Origin of the sequence: Pseudomonas sp. BF-R-19 (assembly GCF_019956445.1) — a bacterium.
Lineage (GTDB): Bacteria > Pseudomonadota > Gammaproteobacteria > Pseudomonadales > Pseudomonadaceae > Aquipseudomonas > Aquipseudomonas fluorescens_BH.
On the sequence record NZ_JAHBDN010000092.1, the window covers coordinates 1 to 21,758 of the forward strand.

General features: G+C 61.5%; 22 protein-coding genes and 1 tRNA gene. 5 read left to right on the forward strand and 18 right to left on the reverse strand.

Annotation, left to right across the window (positions count from 1 at the left end):
* Positions 1 to 1,235: nucleobase:cation symporter-2 family protein (locus KGB28_RS25630; RefSeq protein WP_223448377.1), on the forward strand; the 1,235-nt coding region annotated here is incomplete at its 5' end.
* A gap of 67 nt (positions 1,236 to 1,302) precedes the next feature.
* Here KGB28_RS25630 and KGB28_RS25635 read toward each other — a convergent pair.
* The 15 genes from KGB28_RS25635 to antA all read right to left on the reverse strand — a co-directional run bounded on the left by KGB28_RS25635 (position 1,303) and on the right by antA (position 15,444).
* Entirely contained in the window at positions 1,303 to 2,535 is a 1,233-nt protein-coding gene (locus tag KGB28_RS25635) for a dienelactone hydrolase family protein (protein WP_223448378.1), read from the reverse strand.
* 27 nt (positions 2,536 to 2,562) lie between these two features.
* Positions 2,563 to 3,351, reverse strand: a complete 789-nt coding sequence (locus tag KGB28_RS25640) for an SDR family oxidoreductase (protein WP_223448379.1) — start codon at positions 3,349 to 3,351, stop codon at positions 2,563 to 2,565.
* Positions 3,348 to 3,941 carry a cysteine hydrolase family protein gene (locus tag KGB28_RS25645; RefSeq protein ID WP_223448380.1) on the reverse strand — a complete coding sequence of 198 codons (594 nt, stop codon included), beginning with the start codon at positions 3,939 to 3,941 and terminating at the stop codon, positions 3,348 to 3,350. The genes KGB28_RS25640 and KGB28_RS25645 overlap by 4 nt, the downstream gene beginning before the upstream one ends.
* A complete protein-coding gene (locus KGB28_RS25650; RefSeq protein WP_108230047.1) occupies positions 3,941 to 4,474 on the reverse strand; it encodes an aromatic-ring-hydroxylating dioxygenase subunit beta in 534 nt (177 codons plus the stop codon). The genes KGB28_RS25645 and KGB28_RS25650 overlap by 1 nt, the downstream gene beginning before the upstream one ends.
* Complete coding sequence (locus KGB28_RS25655; RefSeq protein WP_223448381.1) at positions 4,464 to 5,795, reverse strand: aromatic ring-hydroxylating dioxygenase subunit alpha; 1,332 nt, start codon at positions 5,793 to 5,795, stop codon at positions 4,464 to 4,466. The genes KGB28_RS25650 and KGB28_RS25655 overlap by 11 nt, the downstream gene beginning before the upstream one ends.
* Positions 5,796 to 5,812: 17 nt before the next feature.
* A complete protein-coding gene (locus tag KGB28_RS25660; protein ID WP_223448382.1) occupies positions 5,813 to 6,757 on the reverse strand; it encodes a PDR/VanB family oxidoreductase in 945 nt (314 codons plus the stop codon).
* A gap of 242 nt (positions 6,758 to 6,999) precedes the next feature.
* Positions 7,000 to 7,803 (reverse strand): alpha/beta hydrolase, encoded by an 804-nt coding sequence (locus KGB28_RS25665; protein WP_223448383.1) that lies wholly within the window; start codon positions 7,801 to 7,803, stop codon positions 7,000 to 7,002.
* A gap of 6 nt (positions 7,804 to 7,809) precedes the next feature.
* Positions 7,810 to 8,496, reverse strand: coding sequence for an ABC transporter ATP-binding protein (locus KGB28_RS25670; RefSeq protein ID WP_223448384.1), 687 nt, complete (start codon positions 8,494 to 8,496; stop codon positions 7,810 to 7,812).
* Positions 8,489 to 9,238 (reverse strand): ABC transporter ATP-binding protein, encoded by a 750-nt coding sequence (locus tag KGB28_RS25675; RefSeq protein WP_223448385.1) that lies wholly within the window; start codon positions 9,236 to 9,238, stop codon positions 8,489 to 8,491. The genes KGB28_RS25670 and KGB28_RS25675 overlap by 8 nt, the downstream gene beginning before the upstream one ends.
* Positions 9,235 to 10,251, reverse strand: a complete 1,017-nt coding sequence (locus KGB28_RS25680) for a branched-chain amino acid ABC transporter permease (RefSeq protein ID WP_150755155.1) — start codon at positions 10,249 to 10,251, stop codon at positions 9,235 to 9,237. The genes KGB28_RS25675 and KGB28_RS25680 overlap by 4 nt, the downstream gene beginning before the upstream one ends.
* Positions 10,252 to 10,261: 10 nt before the next feature.
* Entirely contained in the window at positions 10,262 to 11,173 is a 912-nt protein-coding gene (locus tag KGB28_RS25685) for a branched-chain amino acid ABC transporter permease (RefSeq protein WP_223448386.1), read from the reverse strand.
* A gap of 66 nt (positions 11,174 to 11,239) precedes the next feature.
* Positions 11,240 to 12,400: an ABC transporter substrate-binding protein gene (locus KGB28_RS25690; RefSeq protein ID WP_223448387.1), complete on the reverse strand. Its 1,161-nt coding sequence runs from the start codon at positions 12,398 to 12,400 to the stop codon at positions 11,240 to 11,242.
* 104 nt (positions 12,401 to 12,504) lie between these two features.
* A complete protein-coding gene (antC, locus tag KGB28_RS25695) occupies positions 12,505 to 13,527 on the reverse strand; it encodes an anthranilate 1,2-dioxygenase electron transfer component AntC (protein WP_223448388.1) in 1,023 nt (340 codons plus the stop codon).
* Positions 13,528 to 13,546: 19 nt separating this feature from the next.
* On the reverse strand, positions 13,547 to 14,038 hold the full coding sequence (antB, locus tag KGB28_RS25700) for an anthranilate 1,2-dioxygenase small subunit (RefSeq protein WP_223448389.1): 492 nt from the start codon (positions 14,036 to 14,038) through the stop codon (positions 13,547 to 13,549).
* 2 nt (positions 14,039 to 14,040) lie between these two features.
* Entirely contained in the window at positions 14,041 to 15,444 is a 1,404-nt protein-coding gene (antA, locus tag KGB28_RS25705; RefSeq protein ID WP_223448390.1) for an anthranilate 1,2-dioxygenase large subunit, read from the reverse strand.
* Between the two features lie 361 nt (positions 15,445 to 15,805).
* Here antA and KGB28_RS25710 point away from each other — a divergent pair, with 361 nt between their 5' ends.
* The 3 genes from KGB28_RS25710 (at position 15,806) to KGB28_RS25720 (ending at position 19,326) form a co-directional block, all read left to right on the forward strand.
* Positions 15,806 to 17,056, forward strand: a complete 1,251-nt coding sequence (locus KGB28_RS25710; protein ID WP_223448391.1) for an OprD family porin — start codon at positions 15,806 to 15,808, stop codon at positions 17,054 to 17,056.
* A gap of 259 nt (positions 17,057 to 17,315) precedes the next feature.
* On the forward strand, positions 17,316 to 18,329 hold the full coding sequence (locus KGB28_RS25715; RefSeq protein WP_223448392.1) for an AraC family transcriptional regulator: 1,014 nt from the start codon (positions 17,316 to 17,318) through the stop codon (positions 18,327 to 18,329).
* 1 nt (position 18,330) lies between these two features.
* A complete protein-coding gene (locus tag KGB28_RS25720) occupies positions 18,331 to 19,326 on the forward strand; it encodes an AraC family transcriptional regulator (RefSeq protein WP_223448393.1) in 996 nt (331 codons plus the stop codon).
* Positions 19,327 to 19,404: 78 nt separating this feature from the next.
* On the opposite strand, the gene KGB28_RS25725 is transcribed toward KGB28_RS25720, so the two are convergent.
* A tRNA-Asn gene (locus KGB28_RS25725) sits at positions 19,405 to 19,480 on the reverse strand.
* A gap of 230 nt (positions 19,481 to 19,710) precedes the next feature.
* Here KGB28_RS25725 and KGB28_RS25730 point away from each other — a divergent pair.
* The gene (locus KGB28_RS25730) at positions 19,711 to 19,941 is read left to right on the forward strand and encodes a hypothetical protein (RefSeq protein WP_008007186.1); all 231 of its coding nucleotides are present in this window, start codon (positions 19,711 to 19,713) and stop codon (positions 19,939 to 19,941) included.
* Here KGB28_RS25730 and KGB28_RS25735 read toward each other — a convergent pair.
* Positions 19,938 to 20,147 (reverse strand): hypothetical protein, encoded by a 210-nt coding sequence (locus KGB28_RS25735; RefSeq protein ID WP_223448394.1) that lies wholly within the window; start codon positions 20,145 to 20,147, stop codon positions 19,938 to 19,940. The genes KGB28_RS25730 and KGB28_RS25735 overlap by 4 nt on opposite strands.
* Positions 20,148 to 20,382: 235 nt before the next feature.
* Positions 20,383 to 21,579, reverse strand: coding sequence for an amino acid aminotransferase (locus KGB28_RS25740; protein ID WP_008050829.1), 1,197 nt, complete (start codon positions 21,577 to 21,579; stop codon positions 20,383 to 20,385).
* Between the last annotated feature and the right edge of the window lie 179 nt (positions 21,580 to 21,758).

Genomic DNA, 21,758 nt, shown 5'->3' on the forward strand with positions numbered 1-21,758 from the left:
CGACCATGGTGGCGATTGTCAGCAGTGGCGGGGAGGGCGGGTTTCAATCGGTGCTGGGGGCGGTCATAGCGGCGTCCCTGATCGGTTTGCTGATAACCCCGGTGTTCTCGCGTATCACCAGGTTCTTCCCGCCGCTGGTGACCGGCATCGTGATTACCACCATCGGCTTGACGCTGATGCCGGTAGCCGCGCGCTGGGCCATGGGTGGCAACAGTCATGCGCCGGACTTCGGCAGCATGGCGAACATCGGTCTGGCGGCGGTAACGCTGGTGCTGGTGCTGCTGCTGAGCAAAATCGGCAGTGCGACCATCTCTCGCCTGTCGATTCTGCTGGCGATGGTGATCGGCACGATCATCGCGGTGTTCCTCGGCATGGCGGATTTCTCGTCCGTAACCCAGGGCCCGATGTTCGGCTTCCCGACGCCGTTCCACTTCGGCATGCCGACCTTCCACTTCGCTGCGATCCTGTCGATGTGCATCGTGGTGATGGTGACGCTGGTGGAAACCTCGGCGGACATTCTGGCCGTCGGTGAGATCATCGGCACCAAGGTTGACTCCAAACGCCTGGGCAACGGTCTGCGCGCCGACATGCTGTCGAGCATGTTCGCGCCGATCTTTGGATCCTTCACCCAGAGCGCCTTCGCCCAGAACGTCGGTCTGGTGGCGGTCACCGGCATCAAGAGCCGCTACGTGGTAGCCACTGGCGGTCTGTTCCTGGTGATCCTCGGCCTGCTGCCATTCATGGGCCGGGTCATCGCCGCCGTACCGACCTCCGTATTGGGTGGCGCCGGCATCGTGCTGTTCGGTACCGTTGCGGCCAGCGGCATTCGGACCTTGTCCAAGGTCGACTACCGCAACAACGTCAACCTGATCATCGTCGCTACCTCGATTGGCTTTGGCATGATCCCGATCGCGGCCCCCAGCTTCTACGATCACTTCCCGAGCTGGTTCGCGACCATTTTCCATTCGGGCATCAGTTCTTCGGCGATCATGGCCATCGTGCTGAACCTGACCTTCAACCACCTCACCGCCGGTAACTCCGACCAGCAATCGGTGTTTGCGGCCGGTACCGAGCGGGTGCTGCGTTATCAGGATCTGGCGGCGTTGCGTGAAGGGGACTACTTCAGCGACGGAAAGCTTCACGACTGCGATGGCAAGGAAATTCCGGTGGTTGAGGTGGACCACGAGCATGGCGAGCCACGCGCGGTGCATGCGAAAAGCAGTGAGCATGTCTGACGTTTAGACGGATGAAAAAAGGCCGATCTGTTGAATGACAGATCGGCCTTTTGCATTCATGCGGTCTCTATTGCTCGCTTTGCGTCCAGCGCCCCATCAACGTATTGGACGGTAGTTGTTCATCCAACAGCTTTCTCGCCGTTTCCACCCCGGCCACCGGGAGCCCTTCAGGGTTCAACAAGCCAATCTGCACCAGCACACTGGCCTGATCCCAGTAGATATGCTCGTGGTACAGCTTGTCCCCCCGGAACTTGATCACCCCCAGCATCGGAATCTCGACGTACTTCCCGGTCGGTGCCACGTTGGGCAGCATCCAGTCGATTTCGGTGCTGTGGGTGAAGCACATGATGAATTCGTCGACGATCTGCAAGGCGCCGATGGTGCGCGAGATCGGGATGAGCTTCATGTCCGGCGGATTGCCGTGGACAAAATGGTGTTGGTAGAAGCGGCTGAGTTCCCTGGCGCCGACGCCGCCGGTCATGGTGGGAATATGGTTGACGTAGGGCTCGGCGACCATGGTCGCCATGGTGGCAGGTACGTCGCGGGTCTCGAACTCGTGGCGGATGTGGTCTTCCCACAGGGCTGACAGGTTGAAGTGGGGGCCGATCTCGCGCTTGAGGGCGGCGATGCTGCGTTCATGGGCCATCAGCGAGGCCGGTTTGTCGTAGTGTGAACTCCCGGCCCGGGCGAAGGCGTGGTCGACGCCTGGGTACACGTAGACTTCGGCTTTGTCGTTGCCGGCCAGGTGTTGGCTGATTTGGGCGCGGGCACTGGCGTCGCAGTAGTCATCGTTTTCGGCAAAATGCAGGACCAGGCGGCCCTTGAGGTTTTCCGATTCGTGCAGCAGGTGTTCGATGCCCATGCCGTAGTAGCCGACGGCGCAAGCCACATCGGTGCGCGTGGCGGTCAGCCAGGCCAGCTTGCCACCCATGCAGAAGCCGACATAACCCAGGCCCGCGCCTTCGACTTCAGGCAGTGCACGCAGGGCGTTGAAACTGGCGTCGATGTCAGTGACGGCCTTGTCCACATCCAGGCGCTGGAACAGGTCGATGGCCAGCGCAAAATCGGCTTCGGTGTAGCCCAGGTCAATGCCCGGTTGCAGGCGCCAGAACAGGTCAGGCACCAGCGCTACATAGCCTTCCTCGGCATAGAAATCGGCCACGGCGCGCATGTTGGCGTTGATCCCGAAAATCTCCTGGCCGATCACCACCCCGGGGCCCTTGCCGCTGGCCGGCAGGGCCAGGTAACCGCTGAACGTGGCGCTGCTGTCCGTTGCCCGGATCTCAATCATCTTGCCCATGTCATCTACCTCATTCGGTTATCAGATTTATTGGCTGTCACGGTGTTGTTGGAACCACACGCGCGGCGACACACCGCGGTCTGGCCCGAGAATCGAAAAGCCGCCGTCCACTGGCACATCGACACCGGTCATCCAGGCGGCACCGGCGCTGCACAGAAAGGCCACAACGCTGCCGATCTCATGACCCCGGCCGATGCGCCCGAGCGGATGAAAGGGCGCCCCGACCCGATCGGCCAGCTGCGGATCGTTATCGCTGAACTCGGCGACGCTGGGCGACCAGGTCCAGGCCGGGGATACGCTCAGCACCCGGATTTGCTCCGGGGCCAGGGTCATGGCCAGGTTTTTCGTCAGTTGCAGGATGCCGGCCTTGGAAGCGGGGTAGAGCGCGCGCCCGGCTGCGCCGAATTTGCCGCCGGTACTGCCGATGTTGATCACCACGCCACCGCTGGGCAGGTGCACGGCGGCTTTCTGGGTGAAGATGGCTGCCGATACCAGATTGACGTTCAGGGTTTTCAGCCACTGTGCGCGGTCCGAGGCCAGCCCCTGATCGGCGTACAGGCAAGCGTTGTTGACCAGTATGTCGAGCCTGCCGAAGCGGGCCAGCGTGGCAGCGATGCACGCGTCTATGTTTTCGTCGCGCTCCACATCGCAGGCGCAGAATCCGCAATCCAGCGCTTGCGCCAATGCCTGGCCACTGTCGGCGTTGCGCCCCACCAGCATCACCCGGGCACCCTCGGCCAACAGCTGCCGAGCGATGTCCAGACCCAGCCCCTGGGTGCTGCCGGTCACAATCGCCACTTTGCCTTCGAGCATCATGACAAGTCCTCCAGAGCTTCGTTGACGTGACTGATACGGGCGATCAGCGCCATGCTCGCCAGTGAGGCCGCGTGTGCGCCGCTGTCCGCGCTGGCGCAGGCATCCGCTGCGACCGTCACCTCGAAACCGCAATCCACCGCATGGCGCACGGTGCTTTCCACCACCGAGTGGGTCGCCACGCCGGCGATCAACAAGTGCGAGGGATTGAACCGGCGCACCACGGTTTCCAGCGGTGAGCCATAAAACGCATTGATCCGGTTATGGGTGACGACGAACTCGTGGCGGCTGTTCAGTGGGGCCAGAGCGCTGAGGAACTCCGCGCCCCAACTGCCTTCCCGGACCGCGCCAAGGGCGGCGACCGTGCGCAGGATCGGCGCGTTCTGGATCAGGTCGGCGTAGTCCGGTCGGAACGCCACACGCACGTGGACGATCGGCCAGCCCTTGGCGCGTGCGCCGGCGAGCAATCGACCGGCAGCATCGAGCAGCGCGGAACGCACGCTGTCATCGGCCCCCAGCCCGACCCGAATCTTGCCCTCGGGGTGCAACACGTCGTTCTGATAGTGCAGGGTGATCACCAGCGGCGCGTTCATCACACGAACACCTCAAGGTTGGCGAACACATCGTTGCAGTTGATGAGGTCCACGCGCTTGAGCTGGATCTGCCAGCCACCACCGTCCCGGGCGGCCAACTTGTAGGTGTAGCGACCGGCGAGCTGGCGTTGTTCCAGGCGCCATTCGCTGTACTGGAAGCTGGCGCTGACCACCAGCAGGCCCTGGGCGTCGAGACCTTCGACCATCACGTTGCCGACCAGATGCGCGGTTTGGGTCTGCGGTTGCTGGGACCAGTTGCGGGCGTTTTCCACCCGCCGGATCCGCACTTCGCGCAGCATGCGGTTTTCCCAGAACAGCGAGATATGGTCGAACGGGTTGGCTTGCTCGTGTTTGTGCGGCACCCAATACATGCCGGTGTCGGTGAACAGCTTGTCCCACTCCCAGAAACGCCGCTCATCCAGCAGGCGCGCCTCCTGATAAAGAAACTGTTCGATCTGGCGCAGGGTCTCGGCAGGGACCTGGGCAGGGGTCAATTGGCGGGTGTCGACGTCGATTCGGCGGTCAAGCAGCATGGGTGCTTTCCTTGGCAATCAGGGTGGCGGTCATGAACTGTTTCCAGGCGGCGAACTGGTTGCGCATCGGCAGTTCGCTGGTGCCGTTGGTGGACACTGCACCGTCCTCCAGCGGCTTATCGGTGCCGGCGTAGCGGTGCATGCTGATCCACTCGCCACCACGGGTCATGTTGCCTTCCTGGCAGCGGGCATAGACTTCGACGTCGTCGGGCATCACGTTGGAGGAGGGCGAGTTGATGACATTGGCGTAGGTCAGCGCGCGGTCGAACACGGCATCCGGAGCACCCTTGCAGCGGAAGGTCTGGATCTCGACCATGGTCTGGTCCACGGCGATGGGGCGAATGACCCGGAATTGCATGAACACCGTGTGCGGCGATCCGCTGCCGTAAATCACCGTGTTGTGGCGGTTCATGCCCAGGATCTCCTTGGCACGCTGCTCGCCGTAGGCCTGGCTCAGGCATTCGAAGTGGGCGCGGGAGACCTCGTCGCGCTCGGCGGCGGCCGGGTCGAAGATCGCTTCCATGTAGCCGTGGCCGTTGTGGTAGGCGCGCAGTTCGAGCTTTTCCCAGAAGTCGTAGGGTTCGCCGTTACCGTCCATGATCAGCAGCTCGAAGGGCATTTCACCGATGGCTTCGGCTTCGCCACGCGCAGCGTCTACCGACGATTCGTGGGTCACGCGGGCGTGCATGGTGTCATGCAGGTTCTCGTAGAACACTTTCCAGTTCGAGCGCTGCTGAACACGGAAGATGCCGCCGGCCACCTCGACTTCACCGACCGGTGAGCGGTCGCACAGGTTGTCGATGGAGGTGATGACGCCGCCCAGAAATGTTTTCAGGTCCGGTCCGAACGCCGCCTGGCTGGCGAACACGAAGCCGCGATAGGTCTCGACGCGAGCGACGCTGACCATGGAAAAATCCGGATGCCTGGGGTCGTAGCAAGTGCCTTCGAAACCGCTCTTGAGCGGCGCCGACAGATGCTGGCCGTCGAGTTTGAAGGTCCAGGCGTGGTACGGACAGCGGAAGAATTTGCCGACACTGCCGTCGCCGTCGGCCACCAGTTTGGCGCCCTTGTGCGGGCAGCGGTTGTACAGCACGCTGACCTGCTGGTTGGCGCCGCGCACCATGATCACGTCCTGATCGCCGATGCGCGTGGTGTGATAGTCGCCGGGGTTCTTGACCTGGCTTTCATGGCCGACGTAGATCCAGGCGTTGCCGTAGATGCGCTCCATCTCCAGCTTGAACAGGGTCGGGTCGGTGTAGACGCTCTTGTGTACGCTGTCCTCGCGGATCAAGGCAGCGATTTGCTCGTTGGTCGGTATCACGGGATGTCCTCGGCTTGTCACAGATCGAGCACCAGCAGCGCGCTGCTGGCACGGGAGACACAGGTGCAGAAACTGCCGCTGGCGCGGTCGCGCTCCGACAGGCAGATGTCGCGGTGATCGGGCTGACCGCCGATGACTTGGGCGACGCACACCCCGCAGTCACCCCGTCGGCAGTCGAACATCGGGTCCAGGCCGGCCTGGAGCATGGCCTCCAGTACGCTTTGCCCGGCGGCCACTTGCAGGTTCACGCCGCTTTCGCGCAGGTGCACCTCAAAGCCTTGATCGCCGGCCACTTCCAGGGCACCGCTGAACAGTTCGTAATGCAGGTGATCTTCTGCCCAACCCTGTTCGCGAGCGCAGGCCAGCACGCTGTTGAGCATGGCGCTCGGGCCGCAGATGTAGAGGTGCAGGCCGGGTCTTGGCGCGGCCAGGATTGCGGCGGCTGGAAAGCGCTTTTGCGGGTCGCCGCCGCTGATCCAGCAATGGTTGTCCAGGCAGGCGCGGGCCTCTGGCAGATAGGCCATCTGTGCTTCATCGCGACCGGCGTAGTGCAGGGTGAAGGGCTTGCCCGCCGCTTGCAGCGACCTGGCCATGCCAAGCATGGGCGTGATGCCGATGCCACCGGCGATCAGCAGGGCGTGTTCGGAGTTTTCACACAGTGGGAAGTGGTTGCGTGGCGCATCGGCCAGCAGTTCATCGCCGACCTTGAGCGAGTGCACCCAGCGCGATCCACCTGTACTCGCCTCTTCGAGCTGAACGGCAATTTCGTAGTGTTCGCCGTCGGGCAGGTTGACCAGCGAATAGGCACGGCGTTGAGCGCGACTGCCTGGGACATGCAACTCAAGGTGCGCCCCGGCGGTGAAACCCGGCAGTGGCTGGACGTTGCTGGACATCAGCAGCACGCGGCGGATTCTGGGGGTCAGAGGCTCGATCTGTTGGACCCTGAGCGAGAGGCTGGACATACGCAATTCCTGTCTGAATTCGTATTCACTTTATGAAGCTTGAGGGGGTCAAAAAAGCCGCAAACGGCAAACCGGTATCCACATCTGGCGAGAGTGATTCACTTCCTGAAAACATCGCGCGCAATCTGGATACTGCACCCCGTACCCTGTAGGAGCGAGCTTGCTCGCGATGGTTGTCAACGATGACACGGGGATCCTGATTCCCCGCGGTGTTCTCTGGTTCATCGCGAGCAAGCTCGCTCCTACAGGGAATGAGGGGGCAGGTGTCTCAACAGTGCACGCAAGTGTTCGCCATCAGCGTTGGCCAGATCGTCCAAAACCGCAAAGTGATGACACCCTGCAAGCTCGACGAGGCTTGCGGTTTGGCCGGCCTCAAGGCAGGCACTGACGTATTCGCGCGAGTGCCGAATCAACTCCGGCAACTCATCCCCGCCCACGGTCACCAACAACGGTGCGCCATCGCCGATCAGCCTTTGCGGGCTATAGCGCTCGATGTCCTCTGCGCTCAGTTGCAGCTTGTCGTTCAGCCAGCAGCGACTGATGGGTTCCAGCTCCATCAGGCCGCTGATCGGCATGGCCAGGGTCACCAGCGGATGCCGGCGATACAGCGCGGTCAGATGGCCACCCGCCGAGTGCCCGCACAGCACCACCTGCTGACCGATGTTCAAGGCTTCGCGATGCGCCAGCAGGTAGTCCAGTGCCTTGCCGATCTGGCCGACGATGGTGCCCATGCTTGCCTCGGGCGCCAGGGTGTACTCCAGCAACCCGACATTGAAACCCGCTTCGATCAGGCCCTCGGCGATAAAGGCGTAGTCGTCCTTGTCCGAGGCCTGCCAGTAACCGCCATGTATGAACAGCAGTGTCGGCATCCCGGCATTCGCCTGGGCATACCAGTCGAAACGCTCGCGCATGGCGTTGCCATACGCCACGTCACGCTGCCAGGCGCGGCTCGCATAGGTCTGGGCACTGCGCTGGCGAAAACGCTGCATGATCTGTGGAAAATTACCCACGGCTGCGACGTTGTTGTAGGCCTGATTGAGGTCCATGGCTGCTCACACTCCCAGGTAGCGTTGCGACAGTTCGGGTTGAGCGGCCAGCTCCAGCGGTGTGCCAGCCCAGACCTGTCGTCCTTTCTCGATGATGTGATGACGGTCGACCACTCGCGCCATTTCCTTGAGGTTCTTGTCGATCACCAGAATCGTCTCGCCCTCGGTCTTGAGGGTGGCCAGGCAACTCCAGATCTGTTCGCGAATGATCGGCGCCAGGCCTTCAGTGGCTTCGTCGAGAATCAGCAGGCTGGGGTTGGTCAGCAGCGCGCGGCCGACCACCAGCATCTGCTGCTCGCCGCCCGACAGGGTGCGTGACAGCTGCTCCTGGCGCTCCAGCAAGCGCGGGAACAGTTCATAGACTCGCGCCAAATCCCACTTGCCCCGCGTGGCGGTGGCCAGCAGATTTTCCCGCACGCTCAAGGTGCCGAAGGCGCGTCGGCCCTCCGGCACCAGCCCCAGGCCGGCCTTGGCGACGCGATAGGGCGCTGCACCGCGCATTTCCGTGCCGTTGATGCGGATGCTGCCGGCGCTGGGCTTGAGCAATCCCATGATCGATTTGACCGTGGTGGTCTTGCCCATGCCGTTGCGGCCGATCAGCGACACCACCTGGCCCTGCTCGATGCTCAGGTGCATGTCGAACAACACCTGGCTCAAGCCATAGCCCGCTTTCAAGCCTTGAACGTCAAGCATGTTCTTCTCCCAGGTAAGCGGCCCGCACTTGCGGGTCGTTGCGCACTTGTTCGACGCTTCCGGTCAGCACCGTCTGGCCGTACACCAGCACCGTGATGCGGTCGGCGAGGGCGAATACCGCGTCCATGTCGTGTTCGACCAGCAGGATCGCGTAGCGGCCCTTGAGGCTGTGCAGCAGCTCGGTCATCCGCGCGGATTCGTCGGCCCCCATCCCGGCCATCGGCTCATCGAGCAATAGCACCGAAGCTTCCTGAGCCAGTGCCAGGGCGATCTCCAGTTGCCGCCGTTCTCCATGGGAAAGTTCGTGGACCGGGTCTTGCGCGCGAAGGCCCAGGCCCACCTGCTGCAAGTAGCCCAGCGCCGGTTCCAGCAGGCGGGTGTCGCGGCTCAGCGGACGCCACATGCCGAACGCCTTGCCGTCGCGGGCGGCGATGGCCAGGGCGACGTTCTCCAGCAGGGTGAACTCGGTATACAGCTGGCTGACCTGGAAGGCCCGCGCCAATCCCAGGCGCGGCCGCTGCCAGGCCGGTATGCGGGTGATGTCCTGGCCGTTGAGGTGAATCTGGCCGTGGTCGGGGAAAACTTCCCCGGCGATCTGTGCGATCAGCGTGGATTTACCGGCGCCGTTGGGGCCAATGATGGCGTGCAACTCACCCTTGGCCAGTTCAAGGCTGGCGCCGTTGGTGGCTTTTACTGCACCGAAGGCTTTGTGCAGATCACGAATCGATAGTTGTGCGCTCACGGGCGTGCCTCCACGGCGGCGTTCGGTTTGACGGCAACCACCTTCGGCTTGCGCTGCAACAGGCTCAGCAGCAATCCGTAGACGCCTTTCTTGCCGAACAGCACCACCAGTAACAGCAGGGGGCCGAAGATCAGCATCCAGTGCTCGGTCCACTGGCTCAGTACCTGTTCAAGGCCCAGGTAAGTGGCCGCGCCCAGCAGTGGGCCGAGCAGGGTGCCGACGCCGCCGAGGATCACCATCGCCATCAGCTCGCCGGACTTGTGCCAGGCGCCCATGTCGGGGCTGACGAACAGCGCGTAGTTGGCCCACAGAATCCCGGCCAGGCCACCGCCGGTGCCGGCGATCACAAACGCCGTCAGGCGATAGCGCAAGGGTTTGAGGCCCAGGCTGACGCTGCGCCGCTCGCTCTGCTTGAGCCCGCGCAGGACAAAACCGAATCGTGAATTGACCAGTCGCCGGCACAGCAGCAACCAGCCGGCCAGCAAGACCACGCACAGGTAGTAGAAGTGGTTGGCGTCACCCAGATCCAGTGCGCCGAAGGTATTGCGCTCGTTGAGCAGAATGCCGTCGTCGCCGCCGTACAGCGACAGCGAGCCGAGCACGAAGTAGAGCATCTGGCCGAACGCCAGTGTGATCATGATGAACTGCACGCCGCTGGTGCGTAGCGACAGGTAACCCACCAGCAGCGAGAGCAGCGCGCACACCAGCAGGGCCAGCGGCCACACCACCAGCGCACTGTTGCTGCCTTCCCAGCCCCACAGCGGCAGGCCTTGCGAGGTGTGAAAGGCAATGATGCCAACGATGTAACCGCCCAGGCCGAAGAACGCGGCATGGCCGAAGCTGACCATGGCGCCGTAGCCGATCAGCAGGTCCAGGCTGATGGCCGCCATGCCGTAGATTGCAAGGCGGGTGAAAAAACTGACCAGGTAAGGTTCGTGCAACCAGTGGGCCAGCAGCGGCATGCAGGCGAAGGTCGCCAGGCACGCAAGGTCGATGATGAGGCGTGGTGACATAGCGTTCTCCTCAGGCTCGGGCCGGCAGCAGGCCGCGCGGACGCACCAGCAGCACCAGGGCCATGACGATGTAGGCGCTGGCGGAAATCAGCCCGGCGCTCAGGGTGCCGCTGGTTTCGCTGGGCAGCAGTTGGTCCAGCAGCGGCGGAATGTAGGCACGGCCCAGGCTATCGACCATGCCGATCAGCAAGGCGCCCACCAACGCGCCGCGCACCGAGCCGACACCGCCGACGACGATGACCACGAAAGTGGTGATCAAGATCTTTTCACCCATGCCGATCTCCACCGACAGCAGCGGTGCCGCCATGAAACCGGCCAGGCCGCACAGCACGCAGCCGAATACGAACACCAAGGTGTACAGCCGGGCGATGTTGACGCCCAGCGCGCCGACCATTTCATGGTCGTCGGCACCGGCGCGAATCAGCATGCCCAGGCGCGTGTGGTTGATCAGCAGCCACATGCCGACTGCCACCACGAGCCCTGCGGCGATAAACAGCAGCCGGCTGACCGGGTACATCAGCCCCGGCAGCACTTCGACAAAACTTGAATACCATTCGGGCGTGGGCATCGCCGGTGGGCTGCGGCCGAAGATCACAGTCAGCAGTTCGTTGCTGAAAAACACCACGGCCAAAGTCGCCAGCACCTGATCCAGGTGATCGCGATTGTAGAGGCGGCGCATGATCGAGGTTTCGATCAGCGCGCCGTAACAGGCCGAGCCGATCAGCGCGGCCAGGCCACCCAGCCAGAACGAACCGGTGGCCATGGCGGTGTAGGCGGCACAGAAAGCGCCGACCATGTAGAAGGCACCGTGGGCCAGGTTGATCACGCCCATGATGCCGAAAATCAGGGTCAGGCCTGAGGCCAGCAGAAACAGCAAGGCGCTGTATTGCAGGCCGTTGAGAATCTGTTCGAGCAATAGCATTGCTGCGTTCCTCATGAAAACGCCCCGCAGTTGTGCTGCAGGGCGAGGACGGGATTCAGGTGCCGGTCAGATCGAGCATTGAGCGGCGTAGCTGTCGACGTGGCGGGTCGCCAGGGTCTTGATCGGCACTTCGATCAGCTTGCCGTCGGCGCCAGCCTGCACTTGCAGCAGGTACCAGTCGATCACCGGGTGCTGGTTCTGGGCGAAGCTGAAGTCACCGCGAATGGAATCGAACTTGACGTTCTTCATGGCCGCGCGGAAGGCCGCCTGGTCTTTGAGGTTGCCCTGGGAGGTTTTCAGGGCGGCGCCGATCAGCCGTGCCGTGTCGTAAGTCTGGGCGGCATACACCGTCGGGACGCGCTTGTATTTCTCGGTGAAAGCCTTGACGAAGGCCTGGTTGGCCGGGTTGTCCGATTGCGGGTTCCACAGGGTGACGATGTTGGTGCCCTTGGCCACTTCGCCGGTGGCGGCGAGCATGCGTTCATCCATGGAGAACACCGGCACCACCATCGGGATTTGCGCCGACAGGCCCGAGCCGCCGTATTGCTTGGCGAAGTTGATACCGCCGCCGCCCGGGTGAAACTGGAAGATCGCATCCGGCGCCAGCGCACGCACGCGTGCCAGCTCCACCGAGAAATCCAGCTGGTTGAGCTTGGTGTAGATCTCGGTCACTTCGCCCTTGAAGGTGCGCTTGAAGCCGGCCAGTGCGTCACGGCCGCCCTGATAGTTGGGCGCCAGGATCACCATCTTTTTGTAGCCCAGCTCATTGGCGGCGACACCGGCCATTTCGTGCGGGGTGTCGTTCTGGTAGGAGCCGACGAAGTAGTTGGCCATGCACTTTTCACCGGCCAGGGTCGAGGGCGCGGTGTTGTTGCTGACGTAGAAACCATCCTTGGTGGCGGTGTTGATCACGGCCGCCAGCACGTTGGAAAAAATCACCCCGGTGTACAGCGAGATACCGTCCAGGCTCATGCGGTCGGCGATCTGCTTGGCCTTGGCCGGTTGCAGACCATCATCTTCCACGATGAGTTGCACCGGCACGCCGCCGAGCTTGCCGCCTTCCTGATCGATCGCCAGCTGAAAGCCATCTCGCGAGTCTTCGCCCAGGTAGCCGGCGGGGGTGGAGAGGGTGGTGATGAAGCCGATTCGGACAGGCTCCACGGCCTGGGCAGCCGTCGCTGCGCAGAGGGAGGTTGCCAGACATGCACGCAATACCAGGTTTTTCATGAGGCGGCCTATGAAGTAGGTCGTGCCAACGCACGGTAGATGTCGATGAGGGCAGTGATTCAGTGTTCGGTCGGGCCGATTGATTGTTGTTATGGGTCGCTGTGTCAGCTGTTGCTCTCGGTGAACTTCTCCAGGTAAAGGCGGCTTTGATCCAGGCCGTGCTGCTGGCGCCAGTCCTTGATCGACTCGACCATCGGCGGCGGGCCGCACAGGTACAGGTCGAACGGCTGGTCACGCAGCTCGGCCAACTCCAGGTGTTCGGCGATATAGCCGGTCTTGCCCGGCCAGTCGGGGTCGGGGTTGCTGACCACGGGTGTGAAACGGAACCCCGGGATCCTTGCGGCATAGGCCTCGATGCGCGAGACCTCGCACAGGTCCGCGGCCTCGCGCACGCCGTAGTAGAGGTGTACCGGGTGACCGCAGCCATGCTGCCCGGCGATCTGGTCGAGCATGCCGAGGAACGCCGACAGCCCGGTGCCGCCAGCCACCATCACCAGCGGGCGGTCGATATGGCGCAAGTAAAAGGCACCCAATGGCGCTTCCATGTGAATCACGTCACCGACCTGGCATCGATCGCGCACATAGTCGGTCATCACACCGCTGGGCAGCAGGCGAATGAGGAACTGCAGGTTGCTGCTGCCCGGCGCGCAGGCAAAGGAGTACGAGCGCCGATGCTCGGTGCCCGGTACTTGCAGGCGTGCGTACTGGCCCGGCAGATAGTCCAGCGCCGCGCCTGCTGCGCCGACTTCCACGTGCACGATCGCGGTGGTCGGGGAGACCTGTCGCACCTCGCTCACGGTGCCTTGCAGACTGCTCGGGCCGCTGCTGCCGCAGAGGCTCGAGTCGAAGTCGAAGTAGAAGGCGGCATCCGACTGCACGCGTGTCTGGCAGCTCAGCACCTTGCGTTCAGCCAGGTCGCTGGCCGACAAGGCTTCATCGTCCACGTAGTCCTGGGTGTACTGCCCGGATTCACAGCGGCCCTGGCAGGTCGCGCAAACCCCTTCGCGGCAATCCAACGGAATCTTGATCCCGCTGCGCAGGGCCGCGTCGAGCAGGATTTCATTGTTCTGCACGTTGCAGAAGAGTGTTTTGCCGTCGGCGAAACTGAAGGCGACCTTGTACGTCATGGGCGTTAATCCGCAGGGTTCAGAGGTGGTAGAAATCGAGTACGGAGTTGATCGTGTCGTTGAGCAGCACCACGTGTTTGCGGGCGATCTTCCAGCTCTCGCCGTCGGGGCGCAGGCGATAGGTGGCGCGGCCGAAGAATTGCTCGGCGGTTTGCATGCGGTAATACAGGGTGCTCCAGTTGACGCGCACCTCCAGCTCATCATCCTGCAGCGGCACGATGCGCACGTTGCTGATCAGGTGCAGGGTGCGCGGCATCGGAATGGTCGACGCCGCCTTGCCGGTGCGAATGCGGAACACCCGGTCTTCCAGGCCACCCCGGTTGGGGTAGTAGATCAGCGACATGCCTTTTTTCGGGTCGGTGGTGTAGACGTGCTCCGAATCCCATTGCGGCAGGTGGAACTCGCTGTCGTCACTGAACATGTCGAGGTAAGTGTCCCAGTCCTGGGCATCGCAGGCCTCGGCGTTGCGGTAAAGAAATTGCTCGATGCGGTATTGCAGTTGCGAATTCATGTTCACACCTCACGCAGTTTCAACGGTTGTTGTTCGGCCGCCTTGCGCGCCAGACCTTCGAGCAAAAAGCGCTGCCAGTTGGCGTGCTGGTTGACATACAGGCCTTCATGGGTGAACTCGGTGCCGGTCAGTGCCGGCGCGATGCCAATGGTTTCGCTGTTGCGGGTGGCGCCTTTGACCCACTTGCCTTCGCCACGGGAAATGTCGCTCCAGCGTTCCAGGCGGGCCTGGAAGCCGCGCTGGGCTTCACGAAACTCCACCAGGTCATCGGGGGTGCCCATGCCGGACACGTTGAAGAAGTCTTCGAACTGGCGAATGCGGTTTTCCCGATCGGCATCCGACTCGCCGACCACGCCCAGGCAGAAGCTGTTGATCTCGGTTTTGTTCCAGGCCAGCGGGCGGATGATCCGCAGTTGCGAGCTGATCTGGTCGAGGAAGAACATGCTCGGGTAGACGTTCAAGTTGCGCAGGCGATGCATCATCCACTCGGCCTTGCCCTGGCCATGTTCCTTGACCAGGCGCGGCATGATGCTGGCGTAGCCTGGGCGCACGGCAGGGTTGGGCATGTCGCTGAACAGCACGCTGTGGCCGTTGTGGAAGGCGAACCAGCCGTCGTCGGTTTCCTTGTCGCCGGCACCCAGCTTGCTGTAGTCCAGGGTGTCGCCGGCGCTCAGGCCTTTTTCGGTGTTGACCTGCTGGCGGTGCTGCACGGTGGCCACGTAGTTGTAGTGGACAGTGCTCACGTGATAACCGTCCAGGCCGTTCTCGTTCTGCAGTTTCCAGTTGCCGTCGTAGGTGTAGGCCGACTTGCCCGGCAGCACTTCGAGCTGACCGGTAGGCGACTGCGCCACCATCATGTCGAAGAACACCTTGGCGTCACCGAGGAAGTCTTCCAGGGTGTCGGTGCCCGCCACGTCGAGGCTGACGAACACAAAGCCGTTGTAGCTTTCGATGCGGGCCTTTTTCAGGCCGCGGGTGGCCTTGTCGAAGCCTTCGGGGTATTCGCCCGGCGCCTTGACCTTCACCAGTCGGCCGTCGCTTTTGTAGCACCAGGCATGGAAGGGGCAGGTGAAGGTTGACTGGTTGCCCTTGCCGACGCGGGTGAGGGTGGTGCCGCGGTGCTGGCAGGCGTTGATCAGGGCGTTGAGACGACCTTCACCGTCGCGGGTGATGATCAGCGGCTGGCGCCCGGCACGCATGGTCATGAAGTCGTGATTATTGGCGATCTCGCTTTCGTGGCAGGCGTAGATCCAGTTCTTCTCGAAAATCAGTTCCATTTCCAGATCGAACAATTCCGGGTCGGTAAACATATCGCGGGCAATACGATAAACACCGTCTTGCGGGCGGAAGTCCAGGCAACTTTCTATGTAATTTTTCCACTGTTCGACACTTCGTGCAGTTGTCATATCCCAGTCCTCGGCCAATGGGCTAATTCATGGGTTCATTTAATGCCGTGGTGGCTGGCAGGGTCTATCCGCTTAATAGTGGAAACCCATCCGGAAAATAAGTCCTGTTCTTCATCTGTTGGCGAGTTATCCCCGTAAACACTGGATTTTGTCGCGCTTGTCGGCTGAGCAAATGGCTATTTGTCGTTCAGTAACGGGATAGCCGCTGACGAACTTGTTGCGGCTTAATTTCAATCGAAGCACCACCAGAGTGTCTCGCTGCAGGTCGCTGGAAACTGCCATCTCTCATGGCCTTGGGTTCCGTACCAGAAGTGCCTTCTATTCATGTGTTGCTATATAAGCGGCAGGGGGAAGAAATAATATGTTGCATAAAGCGTGGTTAGTTCGGGGGGTTCAAACAGTTGGCTTGTTGACGCCATTGTTGGCACAGGCGGATGTGGTCAACGACAGCAAGCTGACGTTGGGTACCCGCAACTTTTACATTGATCGGGATTACAAGGAGAACAACCCGCCCCATTCGCGAGTGGGCAGTTGGACCCAGGGTTTCGACCTGCGTTTCGCCTCCGGCTATACCGAAGGCCCGGTACAGTTCGGCCTCGATGCAGAGGCGCAGTATGCCTATCGTCTGGACGGCGGTGGCGGGCGCGGCGATGACACCATCATCCCTTACAGCCAGAGCCGTCAGGAGCAGGCCGATGAATACGGCCGTGGCGGTGTGACGCTAAAAATGCGCTATTCGAAAACCGAGCTGAAAGTCGGTGAGTTGCGGCCGCTCCTGCCAGTGGTGATCATTGACGATTCGCGCCAACTGGTCACGACCTATCGCGGTGCCTTGCTCGAGTCCAAGGAAGTCGACCGTCTGACATTGACCGTCGGACGGCTGACGGAGATCGGGGCGCGTAATTCCTCCAACTACGAAAAGCTGTACCTGCAGACCGGTTCCGGCGTGCGCCACGGCAGCGACGGCCTTAACCTCGCCGGCGCCAGTTATGCCTTCACCCCTTCGCTGACCGGCACCTACTTCTACGCGCAACTGGAAGACATCTATCAACAGCACTACCTGGGTATCACCCATCTGGCTGATCTGGGCGACGGTTATTCGCTAAAGACCGACCTGCGTTACTTCAACAACAGCGAAGACGGCGATGCCCTCTACGGCGACATCGACAACCGTTCCTACGGTGCCATGACCTGGCTGAAAAAGGGCGGGCACCGCTTCGGCGTGGGATACCAGCGCATGCTCGGTGACAGCAACTTTCCGACCCTGGGCGGTTATGTCCCGCAGCCGTTTCTGGTGAACTGGTCGCGGGTCGGGTTCATCAAGCCCAACGAAAAATCCTGGCAGGCCCGTTATGACTACGATTTCGCCGCCCTCGGCGTGCCCGGCCTGAATTTCATGACCCGCTACTTCAAGGGTACGTCGGTGGACCGTGGCGACAACCTCAGCCAGGCGGCGGAGCAGGAGCGTGACCTGGTGCTGTCTTATGTGGTGCAAAGTGGCCCGCTCAAAGGCGTGGGGGTGGAGGCCGGCAACGTCGTTGCCAAATTCAGCCACGGCAATGACTGGGTGGAGAACCGCCTGATCACCACTTACACCTGGAAATTTTGGTAACGTCCTGCCCTCAAATCGAACGCGGTTGTGCGCTGAAGTGACGCCTTGGGTAGCGCATTACCCATGGCGTTGACCATGGCCGGCACCGTTGCTGTGCGCGTCTACGCCGCTCAACGCGTTCGATATCCAGATAGTTTCCGATTACTAGCCAAAAAATGCGGATATCGCCTGTTCGCACCGGCTGGGCATAGCCCTTGCAAACCCAATGAAAATACGCGCCGAAGAGCGTGTCGATGTCCAATGCCGTGGGTGTACTGAAATGACCGAACCAAATGTTGCCCAGTTTCGAGATATCCGCATAGATCGCTACGACCTGGCCGGTGCCCGTGCGTGGATGGCCGGTATTTGCGGGCCGCACGAACTGCAGACCAGCCAGCCAAACCGGATTCAGTTTCACCACAAGGCCAATGTGTTCAAATCCATGTCTACGACCTTGGGCCGGATGGAATACGGCACCGACGTGACCATCGGCGTCGAGGATGCCGAACACCTCAATTGCTACAGCCTCAGCCTGCCGATTCGCGGCGAACAGGAGCTGCTCAAGGACGGTCGCCGGTTGTACTCCAACCAGGACCAGGGCTTGATCGTGACCCCCCACGAAACCCAGGCACTGACCATGGCCGGTGACTGCCACAAGATCTCCGTGGTGATCACCCGCATGGCCATGCGTCAGACCCTGGAAGGCATGCTGCAGCGCCCGCTGGAAATGCCGCTGAAATTCGAGCCGGTGATGGATGCGGTCAACGGTGCCTCTGCCTCCTGGTGGCGGCTGGCCCGTTACTACATCGATGAGCTGGAGCGCGGCCAGGATCTGTTCAATCAAGTGTTCTTCACCCGCGATATCGAAAGCGCGCTGATCAAGGGCCTGATCCTTTCCCAGCCCAACAACTACAGTGCCGAACTGCGTGACCAACTGGGCGTCAAGTTGCCGTACTACCTGGTACGCGCCAAGGACTTCATCGAAAGCAACGCCCGCGAAGACATGCACCTGGAAGACATCGAGGCGGCAGCAGGTGTGTCCCGCTTCAAACTGTTCGAAGGTTTTCGCAAGCACTTCGGTGTCTCGCCCATGGCTTACCTGAAAAAGTATCGCCTCGGCGCGGTGCGCCAGGAAATCCTCGAAGACGCCTCGGTGCGCAACATCTCGGTGATCGCGATGTGCTGGGGGTTCTCGCATCTGGGCCGGTTCGCCAGCGAGTACCGCAAGCTGTTCAACGAAACGCCCAGCGCCACTCTGCAACGCAGCGAAGCCCGTCGCAATCGGTCGCTTTGAGATGACGACCTTACAAGCCGCCACCGCCAACAGCGTGGGCCTGAACTTGTCGCTGATGTGCCGCGAGCCGGTCTTTACCAGCCGCTCGGCACAGGAAACCCAGCGGTTGATGAGGCAAGTGCTGGTGGAGCATGAGCTGGATTGGCCGCGGGGCGGTGTCGATACGGCGTTCTATCGTGGCCAGGTCGCCAGTTGCGAACTGTATGCGCTGCGCTACGGCGGCCAGGTAGAAATCCGGCCGCAGCCTTTCGAAGATTTCGTGCTGGTACAGATGCCGCTACGCGGCAATGCCACCCTTGAGTCCGACGGCATGGGTTATGGCGTCAGCCCCGGAGAAGTGGCGATTCTGTCCCCGCGTGAACACGCGCGAGTGGTGTGGGAGGAGGGCTGTGAGCAACTGATCCTCAAGCTGCCCCGGGCATTGCTCGATGCCAGCCAGAGGGCACTGGCCGATGACTTGCCGTCGGGCTTCGCGCTGGCGCCGGTCAGCCGCCTGCAACGCCCACTGGCGATGCGCTGGTTTCGACTGGTCAGCGAGTTGCTGGAGCACTTGCCCGAGGGCGAAACGAGCGCAACGCCTTCGCGCTGGTTGCAGCATCTGGAGCAAAGCCTGCCGCTGTTTCTGCTCAGCCATTGTAGCGTTGCGCAACAAGAGTCGCCTTCGCCGCGGCAGCCTACCCGCCAACTGCAAAAAATCGACAGTTGTATGCGCGAACACCTTGCGCAGGGCATCAGCCTGGCTGAGCTCGCGGTAGCCGCCGGGGTGAGCATTCGCAGCTTGAACACGCTATGCCAGCGCGAATACGGGCAAAGCCCGATGGACCGCTTGCGCGGATTACGGCTTGAAGCCGCGAGGGAATACTTGCTGGCGCGGCCGCACGCCAGTGTGACTGAAGTGGCGCTGGAGTTCGGGTTCGGGCATGTGGGGCGGTTTGCCAATTACTATCGGCAGCGGTTTGGAGAGTTGCCCAGGCAGACGATGAAGTCTCAGGCATGAACAAGAAACGCCAAAACGAAAAAACCCGCCAGAAGGCGGGTTTTTTGTGGTCAGAGATTTTGATCTCCGAACCTTGTCTGGCTCCACGACCTGGACTCGAACCAGGGACCCAGTGATTAACAGTCACTTGCTCTACCAACTGAGCTATCGCGGAATGGCGCCTATGTTACTGATTCAAAAAGAGAAGTCAAGCGCCTGATCACAACTCGGCGGATTCATCGGGACGGACGGTGGTTTATCGGTGATTGGCGGTTACCAGAATCGCCGGCGAGGTCTACCATGGCTGCCCGGAAGTGGTTACACGCGCTGCCGGCCATTCGCCGAAAAGGTACGCGCCATGTCTCGCTTGACCATCACAACGCCCGAAAACAACGAGGTGCTCGCATGAGCATCGCACAAATCAGCCTGCCCAAAGGTGTCGGCCCGCACGCCGAAAAACTCTTCGACGCGATCACTCAGGCCAGCACCGCTGATGAGTTGAATCGCGCCGGTGGCAAGGCCGAAGGGTTTGTCCTGGGCCTGGAAAGCACTAAAGCGATCAAGAGCCAGGTCGCGGAATCGCTGTATGTCGCCTACGACGACGCTGCCAGCCAGCGTGCGACCGAACTGGCTTAACCGCCGAAGGTAATCGTGGCAAGCATCAGTTTGGCGTAGAGCGCCGTGGCCCCCAATTGCACCAGCCACAGGGCCAGGCCGCCGAGGAATACACCAGCAGCGACTTGCATTACCAGGTTTTTGCCGCGTTTTGTCGGGGCGCGGGGGGTGAAGTGATCCAGGTCATCCAGGTCATCGCGGTCGGCGCGCAGGTCATCGTTTTTCATGTGGGTTCTCATCGGAATAACAGAGTGTACGCATAACCTGTGGGAGCGGGCTTGCTCGCGAAAGCGGCGGCACATTTGGCATCAATGTCACAGACAGATTGTCTTCGCGAGCAAGCCCGCTCCCCCATTTTGAATTGTGTGGAGTTTAGAGGGCTGCGTCGTTGCGTTGAGAATTATCTGAAGTAAATAAAAAACGGGAAGCCACATGGCTTCCCGTTTTCAAATCAAGGCGTAATCAGATGACTTGGACGATAGCGTCCGTCACAACCTTGATGTTGCTCTGGTTCAGCGCGGCCACGCAGATGCGGCCGGTGTCCAGGGCGTAGATGCCGAACTCGTTGCGCAGACGGTGAACTTGCTCAACCGTCAGGCCGGAGTAGGAGAACATGCCGCACTGACGACCGACGAAGCTGAAATCGCGCTGAGGCGCTTTTTGTGCCAGCAGGTCGACCATCTGGGTACGCATGCCGCGAATGCGCAGGCGCATTTCGGCCAGTTCGGCTTCCCACTGGGCGCGCAGTTCCGGGCTGTTCAGCACCGCAGCGACAACGCTGGCACCGTGGGTTGGCGGGTTGGAGTAGTTGGTGCGGATCACGCGTTTGACTTGCGACAACACGCGCGCGCTTTCTTCTTTCGATTCGCTGACGATCGACAGGGCGCCAACGCGCTCGCCGTACAGCGAGAACGACTTGGAGAACGAACTGGAAGCGAAGAAAGTCAGGCCCGATTCAGCAAACAGGCGTACGGCAGCGGCATCTTCGTCGATGCCATCGCCAAAGCCCTGGTACGCCATGTCGAGGAACGGCACGTGGCCTTTGGCTTTAACGACTTCCAGGACGTTTTTCCAGTCCGCCGGGCTCAGGTCCACGCCGGTCGGGTTGTGGCAGCAGGCGTGCAGCACAATGATCGAGCCGTTTGGCAGCGCGTTCAGGTCTTCCAGCATGCCGGTACGGTTCACGTCGTGGGTGGCGGCGTCGTAGTAGCGGTAGTTCTGCACCGGGAAACCGGCGGTTTCAAACAGGGCGCGGTGGTTTTCCCAGCTCGGGTCGCTGATCGCCACAACGGCGTTCGGCAGCAGTTGCTTGAGGAAGTCGGCACCGATTTTCAGTGCGCCGGTACCGCCGACGGCCTGGGTGGTGATGACGCGGCCGGCAGCGATCAGCGGCGAATCATTGCCGAACAGTAATTTCTGCACAGCCTGGTCGTAGGCGGCGATACCGTCGATTGGCAGGTAGCCACGGGAAACGTGTTGAGCGGCGCGAATGGTTTCGGCTTCGACAACGGCGCGCAGGAGTGGAATTCGCCCCTCCTCGTTGCAGTAAACACCGACTCCCAGGTTGACTTTGTTGGTCCGGGTATCTGCGTTGAATGCTTCGTTGAGGCCCAGGATTGGATCGCGTGGTGCCATTTCGACAGCGGAGAACAGGCTCATTATTGCGGCGGCTCTGAATGGAGTGTGGAGGGACGTGTCGCGCTCCAGCCGAATGCACTAGAGCGGTGCACAAACGGGGAGCTAGTATAGAGGCCATCGGCGATGGCTGGCGACAGGCGAATCAGCATTTCGGGTAAGTTTTTCCGATTATTTATCGACCGTTAGTCGAATGGCGTCGG

Excerpts from the sequence above, each read along its gene's own strand:
- KGB28_RS25635 (WP_223448378.1), bottom strand. The coding sequence starts at position 2,535 with ATGGGCAAGATGATTGAGATCCGGGCAACGGACAGCAGCGCCACGTTC.
- KGB28_RS25640 (WP_223448379.1), bottom strand. The coding sequence starts at position 3,351 with ATGATGCTCGAAGGCAAAGTGGCGATTGTGACCGGCAGCACCCAGGGG.
- KGB28_RS25645 (WP_223448380.1), bottom strand. The coding sequence starts at position 3,941 with ATGAACGCGCCGCTGGTGATCACCCTGCACTATCAGAACGACGTGTTG.
- KGB28_RS25650 (WP_108230047.1), bottom strand. The coding sequence starts at position 4,474 with ATGCTGCTTGACCGCCGAATCGACGTCGACACCCGCCAATTGACCCCT.
- KGB28_RS25660 (WP_223448382.1), bottom strand. The coding sequence starts at position 6,757 with ATGTCCAGCCTCTCGCTCAGGGTCCAACAGATCGAGCCTCTGACCCCC.
- KGB28_RS25665 (WP_223448383.1), bottom strand. The coding sequence starts at position 7,803 with ATGGACCTCAATCAGGCCTACAACAACGTCGCAGCCGTGGGTAATTTT.
- KGB28_RS25670 (WP_223448384.1), bottom strand. The coding sequence starts at position 8,496 with ATGCTTGACGTTCAAGGCTTGAAAGCGGGCTATGGCTTGAGCCAGGTG.
- KGB28_RS25680 (WP_150755155.1), bottom strand. The coding sequence starts at position 10,251 with ATGTCACCACGCCTCATCATCGACCTTGCGTGCCTGGCGACCTTCGCC.
- KGB28_RS25685 (WP_223448386.1), bottom strand. The coding sequence starts at position 11,173 with ATGCTATTGCTCGAACAGATTCTCAACGGCCTGCAATACAGCGCCTTG.
- KGB28_RS25690 (WP_223448387.1), bottom strand. The coding sequence starts at position 12,400 with ATGAAAAACCTGGTATTGCGTGCATGTCTGGCAACCTCCCTCTGCGCA.
- antC (WP_223448388.1), bottom strand. The coding sequence starts at position 13,527 with ATGACGTACAAGGTCGCCTTCAGTTTCGCCGACGGCAAAACACTCTTC.
- antB (WP_223448389.1), bottom strand. The coding sequence starts at position 14,038 with ATGAATTCGCAACTGCAATACCGCATCGAGCAATTTCTTTACCGCAAC.
- antA (WP_223448390.1), bottom strand. The coding sequence starts at position 15,444 with ATGACAACTGCACGAAGTGTCGAACAGTGGAAAAATTACATAGAAAGT.
- KGB28_RS25710 (WP_223448391.1), top strand. The coding sequence starts at position 15,806 with ATGTTGCATAAAGCGTGGTTAGTTCGGGGGGTTCAAACAGTTGGCTTG.
- KGB28_RS25715 (WP_223448392.1), top strand. The coding sequence starts at position 17,316 with ATGACCGAACCAAATGTTGCCCAGTTTCGAGATATCCGCATAGATCGC.
- KGB28_RS25720 (WP_223448393.1), top strand. The coding sequence starts at position 18,331 with ATGACGACCTTACAAGCCGCCACCGCCAACAGCGTGGGCCTGAACTTG.
- KGB28_RS25730 (WP_008007186.1), top strand. The coding sequence starts at position 19,711 with ATGAGCATCGCACAAATCAGCCTGCCCAAAGGTGTCGGCCCGCACGCC.
- KGB28_RS25735 (WP_223448394.1), bottom strand. The coding sequence starts at position 20,147 with ATGAAAAACGATGACCTGCGCGCCGACCGCGATGACCTGGATGACCTG.
- KGB28_RS25740 (WP_008050829.1), bottom strand. The coding sequence starts at position 21,579 with ATGAGCCTGTTCTCCGCTGTCGAAATGGCACCACGCGATCCAATCCTG.